Origin of the sequence: Streptomyces sp. NRRL S-495 (genome assembly GCF_000966955.1) — a bacterium.
In the GTDB taxonomy this organism is placed as follows: Bacteria; Actinomycetota; Actinomycetes; order Streptomycetales; family Streptomycetaceae; genus Kitasatospora; species Kitasatospora purpeofusca.
The window spans coordinates 1-2079 of record NZ_JZWY01001262.1; the positions used below are offsets into that span (position 1 = coordinate 1).

The 2079-nt window shown below is 77.6% G+C and carries 1 protein-coding gene; it reads left to right on the top strand.

All coding sequences use genetic code 11. From position 1 onward, the window contains the following. Positions 1 to 2079, top strand: a 2079-nt coding sequence (locus VR45_RS41025) for a beta-ketoacyl reductase (protein WP_045945076.1), incomplete at both ends; no start/stop codon positions are given.

Sequence of the window (2079 nt, forward strand, 5' to 3'; positions counted from 1 at the left end):
GCCCTCAGCGCTACCGCATCGCCTGGGAGCCGCTCACCGCGCCCGCGCAGCCCGCCCTCTCCGGTCGCTGGCTGCTCGTCACCCCGGACGGACCCGGCACCGAGGACACCGCACTCGCCTGCGAACAGGCTCTCGCCGGACACGGCGCCGACGTGGTCGTGATCCGGGTCGGGGCCGCCGTCGAACGCGCCGAACTGGCCCTGCTGCTCCCGGAGTGCGGCGCGCTGGAGGGCGTCCTGTCCCTGCTGGCCCTGGCCGAGGGACCCCACCCGGGCCTGCGGATGCTCGACGCCGGCCTGACCGGGACCCTGCTGCTGCTCCAGGCCCTGGGCGACAGCGGCATCGACGCACCTCTGTGGTGCGCCACTCGCGGCGCCGTGGCGGCGCGCGGCACGGAGGAGGTCCGCCCCGAGCAGGCCCAGGTGTGGGGCCTGGGCCGGGTGGCGGCACTGGAGCACCCGCAGCGCTGGGGCGGCCTGGTCGACCTGCCGGACCTGCTGGACGGGCCCGCGCTGGACGGGCTGTGCGCGGTGCTGGCCGGACGGGACGGCGAGGACCAGGTGGCCGTACGCGGCCCGGAGGCGTTGGGCCGTCGGCTCGTCCCCGCGCCGGCGCCCGCGACACCCACGCCCGCACCGTGGACGCCGCGCGGCACGGTCCTCGTCACCGGCGGCACCGGTGGCCTCGGCGCCCAGGTGGCGCGCTGGCTGGCCGAGCGCGGCGCGGAACACCTCGTCCTCCTCGGCCGGCGGGGCCCCGAGGCCCCCGGGGCCGACGCGCTGGTCGACGCCCTGGCGGCGCTCGGCGCCCGGAGTACCCTGCTGGCCTGCGACGTCGCCGACCGCGCCGCGCTGGAACGGGTGCTGGAGCGGCTGAGCGACGAGGGCGACACCGTACGGGCCGTGGTCCACGCCGCGGGCCTCACCTCGGACACCGCGCTGATGGACTGCACGCCGGAGGAACTGGCCCTGCGGACGGCGGCCAAGACGCGTGGCGCGGCCCACCTCGACGTCCTGTTCGAAGGCCGCCCGCTGGACGCCTTCGTACTGTTCTCCTCGATCTCGGGCACCTGGGGCAGCGGCGGACAGGGCGCGTACGCGGCGGCCAACGCCTACCTGGACGGCCTCGCCGCGGCGCGGCGCGGGCGGGGCCTGACGGCGACCTCGGTGGCCTGGGGCCCCTGGGCCGGCGCGGGCATGGCCGACGGCGCGGTGGGCGACGGCCTGCGCCGCCACGGGCTGGTGCCGATGGCACCTGCGGCGGCGCTTTCCGCGCTCGGCCTGGCACTGGCCCTGGACGAGGGTGAAGCGGTCGTCGCCGAGCTGGACCGGGCCCGCTTCGTGCCCACCTTCGGTTCGGTGCGGGACAGCGCGCTGCTGCGCGGTCTGCCGGCCGCCGCGGAGTCCCGGGCGGCGGACGGCGGCCCCGCGGACAGCTCCGCCGGGTCCGGGCCCGGCACGGGCGGCGACCCGTCGTTGCTGCAGCGGCTGCGCCGACTGTCCGAGCCCGAGGGCCGCAAACTGCTGACGGAACTGGTCCGGAGCGAAGCGGCCGTCGTACTGGGCCACGACCCGGCCGCCGGCTTCGTGGCCGACCGTCCGTTCCGCGAGGTGGGCTTCGACTCGCTCACCGCCGTCGAGCTCCGCAACCGGCTGGTCGCGGCCACCGCCCTGCCGCTCGCGCTCACCTCCGTCTTCGACCACCCGACGGCGGCCGCCCTCGGCGCGCACCTCTTCGCCGGGCTGAGCGGCACAGCACCGGACGCCGACAGCACGACCGGTACGACCGGCACCACCGCGACGGACTCCGCGGGCGCCGTAGGCGGCGCGGCCGGGTCCGCGGCGGCCGACGAACCCCTGGCGATCGTCTCGATGGCCTGCCGGTTCCCGGGCGGCGTCCGCTCGCCCGAGGACCTGTGGCGACTGGTGGCCGGCGGAGTGGACGCGGTCGCCGCGCTGCCCGCCGACCGCGGCTGGCCGCTGGACACCCTCTACGACCCGGACCCCCTGCACCCGGGCACCTTCTACACCACGGGTGGCGGATTCCTGGACGGGGCGGCCGAGTTCGACGCGGAGTTCT